Origin of the sequence: Paramuribaculum intestinale (assembly GCF_003024925.1) — a bacterium.
GTDB lineage: Bacteria > Bacteroidota > Bacteroidia > Bacteroidales > Muribaculaceae > Paramuribaculum > Paramuribaculum intestinale.
On record NZ_PUED01000174.1, the window covers coordinates 1 to 4,831 of the forward strand.

Genomic DNA, 4,831 nt, shown 5'->3' on the forward strand with positions numbered 1-4,831 from the left:
CGGTAAGACCTGAGGCTTATCGTAAAGAGCCACAACCGTTACAATTGCATTCGATCGAGCCGCTTGCCAAGCCAACTGGAATGTATCTTCCGCACCGGCAACCTCAATCACGCGGTCCGCACCGCCATGTTCCGACAGCCGCAACGTTTTCTCCAGACACACCTCCGGAGAGACAACGACCACATCAGAATAATGACTCTTGACAAATTCCTGACGCACCGCATCCTTCTCGCAGACAATAATTCGTTTCGGATCATAAAGCCGGACGCACTGTAAAGTGCAAAGTCCGGTCGGTCCCGCACCGATAATCAGCACCGTATCATCCTCGCCAATCTCCGAAATCTTTGCAGCCCAATACCCGGTGGCAAGAATGTCACCGACAAACAGAGCCTGTTCATCGCTCACATTATCCGGAATCTTTGTCAGACCATTGTCAGCAAACGGCACGCGGACAAACTCCGTCTGTCCGCCGTCAATCCGGCAGCCAAGCGCCCAACCACCATTCGGGTCAGTGCAATTATTTACCCACCCATGCTGGCAGAAGAAACACTCCCCGCAGAACGTCTCCACATTCACAACCACGCGGTCGCCCGGCTTAGCTTTGGAGACAGCCTCGCCGACACTCTCAACCACACCGACCATCTCATGCCCGACAGTAATGCCAGGCACAGCCCTCGGCACGCTCCCATGCTTGATATGCAAATCGCTGGTACAGATACTGCTCAGAGTCACCCTCACCACAGCATCCGTAGCCTCTACGACTTTAGGCTTATCCTTCTCGATTATCTCAAACCGGCCTTTGCGAATATATGTCAATGCCTTCATATTTCTTCCGTATTCAGTTCAATTATTTGAACATCAACGCCTAATAAGTTAATTAAGCGTTGATGAAGATCTGAGAAATCTCTTCTTACGACAAGAATTGCCTTTACAGGAGCATTTGTTCCGTCTGCCTTGGTTAATGCTTCAAGTATAGCTTTATATTTGATGCACTGGAATATACCTCGTGTTATGTCGGAATCGTCAGATATTGACGGCTTTACTTCAACAGCAACCCTTGAACCATCTATGCACTCAAAATAGACATCCAATCTATCTCCAGACGGAAGTATATGTTCAACATCAGCATTGATGATTTCTGTGACGCCCAAACAAGAGGGATGACTTTTTACATAATCTTTTAGAGCCTTGTGTTCAGGGCTTTCCCCTCCAAAACTACATCTTTGTGGATTCTTGATTTTGTCTATCTCTTCTGGACTAAAAGACAATAAGGGCGATAGTCCTAACTCATCCAAGATCATATTCCAATGAGGGTAGTTGATCGCTTCCTCATCAAGCCCTTTCACAAATATTCGCTTGCCCTCATCAGACCATGTATTGTAGCTGGGTTCTACGTAACTGAATCCAGCTGCTGGCAGTCCCGTGTTCTTGTCTTTTATTAATGAATTTAACGTTGGTATTTTGGTTTCAAGTTTCTTTGCTAAAGCCTCAACAACATCTTGTACCATCCCAAGTACATGCCCAACTCCAGAGAACCTATTTTTGCCTAAAACGATAATCAGATCGCTATAGGTGTGGTTTGTCTGACCAGTCTGTGCCCAATGAATAAGCACAGGAATAGCTTTCCGAACATTTTCCCGGGTTTTCTCAGTTTGTATGATTGTATCTATAATATCCATAGTGATCAGGATTTGAAATAATTTGGTCGCATATATTCTCCTTCGTCTTTAGCGGAAGAGATAAAACCTTTATTTTTAAGAGTCTTCAGAAGTTCGAGGTTCGGCACTGTTTTGTCGATTTTGGGTTTCTTATGCCTTTCCGAAATGGCCGTAAAGGATGGGTCTCCTATAGATTGAAGCACATCTATGAATTCGTTTTCATTGTAATCAAGCGCAATAAGTACATGATTGGCTATTATCTTTTTGGGGACAAGCAGAGAACTTTGCTTGATGAGACTTCTCAATTCTGCAATAGTGTATGATATGCCATCTAGATTTTCTGAGAATATAGAAAGAACGATATTACTTAGGGATTCGTTATTTTGAGTTACAGGATATTGAGCTTTACGGATGATTGTAAGTTTTTCTTCAGTCGAAAACCTATCACTTTGCAACAGCACCAAGCATACTTCGGCAGATAGCATATAGTCCCAATCAATATTTTCGATGAACTTCTTATTCCAGAAAATTAGGTATGTTGAAAGTCGTTCAGTGCCATTTAAAACGGCTATATTTTCTTTATCAAAAGGTATTTTCCGATTTCTCAATAACAATTCGAATCGTTCTTTCGAAAGTGTAGTTAGATACTCATCACCTTCCACATCACATCTAAACGCTTTATTGAGAGATACGTATTCATCGAATGTAAGATGTTCGTTAGAACCAAACAGTAAATCAAATAACTCAATTTCTTTTTCAACCCCACTAGCACTCTTCTCTATAGATAGACTATCGCAGTTGGATTTGATGAAGTTGAGCACGAGAGAAATATTGCTTCCATATTTTTCATATAATATAGAGACATTCTCCCATGTAGGAACTATTAAATTGCATTCATACATTAGCATAGCCTGTTCGTCAGTAAGCCCAATAATATTTTCTCTGCGGCATTCTTGCCCCATCAAGAATTGTCTTTTCTTATCTTCTGGTAAATTGCTATTGAGAATAAATTCAATAGATTCCAACGATTCGTTGTTGTACTGAATGTTCATACAATCGAACGTAGTGGAAAAGTTATCCTCGTCCAAAAGATAAGACTTAACATCATCGTTGCCACAATTCTGTATATTATCCAATGTTATGTCTTGGACTGTTGTCTCTGGCTTATCATATACAGTTGAGAGCACGACACAGAGGTTGTCTTTAGTTATAATGTATGAGTACTCAGATATTACATTATTCAATAAGGGGGCATTTCCAGCCATAAGAGCCGTAAATGTTGCGTTTTCGATGATGAATCTAAGCCTATCATTCTCAATATATGCATACTGGCTATGAATGAAGAGATAGTTTTCACTTATCCAATTGAAAATTTCATCATTAAGGTCTCCTCCAAATTGGATGATGCTGATTATAAGATTGTTCTTTTTCTCGTCATTCGGCAGAGCAATTACATCTTTCCAAATTGAAGACAGGCGAGATTCGTAATAGGTCACAAGGAATGCTCCAGGAGAATGGCTTGAAATGTAAAACTCACCGAGAAAGTCGTATCTCTTCGAGGTGGTTTCAATCACATCAACCATACGGTCATAAAAATCGGAAATTTTGGAATTCCTTGACTTGTTTGACGTAAAGTAATCGAGCAATTCAATATTAAGAATGCTCTCTGTTATAAAGTTATTTGGACGCAGTTCCTTAGCGAAATTATCAATTTTATCAATATGTCTATTATATTCGGGCGTTTGCAATTGTCTGATTGAAAGGATGTACTCTCTATCCGCCGGAGAAATCAGGCCTTCATAGAAGTAAGAAATGTAGTCATAATAATCTTCATCGATATATCCCTCAATAAGGAATATATTCATCATCTCACTTAATCCCAAGTTCATATATAAATCGGATGCCATAACTTTGGGATATTTTAAAAGTATTGAAGCTAATTTTAGGCCAGATGTAGTTCTTAGGTCTTTATTTAGATTGTTTAGACGATTCTTGAGTGTTTCTGGTTCAATAGAAATTAGTTGAATTTTTGCAAAGTATGGTGATTCTTGATAAACTGACTTTACATTAATACGAGTACTGGTAGTCGATGCGCTACCTGAATTATAGTTATACAGATAATGATAGCTTACACTTTCCTGAGTAAGCAAATCATTGAATAAGTTATCCGATGTTGCTATCGATTCGATTGTATAGTATTGATTGCTGATACGAATTGAAACTGCCGTTGAATTTACTTGGTTCAGAAGGCTTACCAAAAATAATTTTTTAAGTTCGACAATCTCCCATTTCTTCGCTTCTTTATATGCCTGTATCTCCTTATTGCAAACTGCAATTGAGTCATTGATTTCTTTTGTGGCAATTTCAATAAAAGCTTTCTTCTGAGATATGCATGCATACACTTTCCCTTTGCGACGATGCAATTCAGCGAAGTCTTTAGGATAGTAATTTTTGTACACTATCATTGCCAGCAACTTCGTCATATTGAGGGGCTGACCAGTCTTTGATAGTTTCTCTCGATACTGCTGAAATTCGTTTACAATATTGGTGAGAATACGCATATCTGGGATAAAGAAGGCTATGGAGGCCAAATCATCATCAGATATAGTATTATTGGGTAAACCAATTTCTGATAATTGCTTTTTAAGGATGTCCTTTGAGTTGGATGGATTGATGACAGGAATTACAGTGATTATATAGTCAAAGAACTTAGTCCGATGTTCATCATCAAAAACATCGTCTTTTACAGCATATACAAATGTGATATGGCGTTTAATCTCTTCTGATTCGTTGATTAGTTGATTCAGTTCTCTGAGTTTAAGATATATATCTGAGGTCTCAAATCTATCGAGGTCTTCAATGATAACCACGTTATATTCGGTAGCTCTGAAAAAATATAATATTTCATCTAGATGTTTGTTGAAAATTGAATTGTCCTCTTTAATATCGATTTCCCCATCCTTTAGGTTTAGTTTATTCAATTTTGAATTGCTATATCCTTGGACAAAGTATTTGATTACATAAGCTGAGCAAAAAAGCATATAGCCCATTGCGAGGAAATCAAATAATGAGTTCACTTTACCCCAGTTCAACCACTCATATGCTGAATCGACTTTAGCAAATTCGGGCTCAAAAGCTATAAAGAATGCGATTATAAAACCAATAGTCCAAAG

3 protein-coding genes are annotated in these 4,831 nt (G+C 38.9%); all 3 read right to left on the minus strand.

Translation table 11 applies throughout. The features are described from left to right. A partial coding sequence (locus C5O24_RS10815) for an alcohol dehydrogenase catalytic domain-containing protein (RefSeq protein ID WP_107681815.1) occupies positions 1 to 825 on the minus strand: 825 nt, incomplete at its 3' end. Then, entirely contained in the window at positions 822 to 1,679 is an 858-nt protein-coding gene (locus C5O24_RS10820; RefSeq protein WP_107036499.1) for a hypothetical protein, read from the minus strand. The genes C5O24_RS10815 and C5O24_RS10820, both read right to left, overlap by 4 nt. Positions 1,680 to 1,684: 5 nt before the next feature. Further along, on the minus strand, positions 1,685 to 4,831 hold a 3,147-nt coding region (locus C5O24_RS14070), incomplete at its 5' end, for a YobI family P-loop NTPase (protein WP_107681816.1).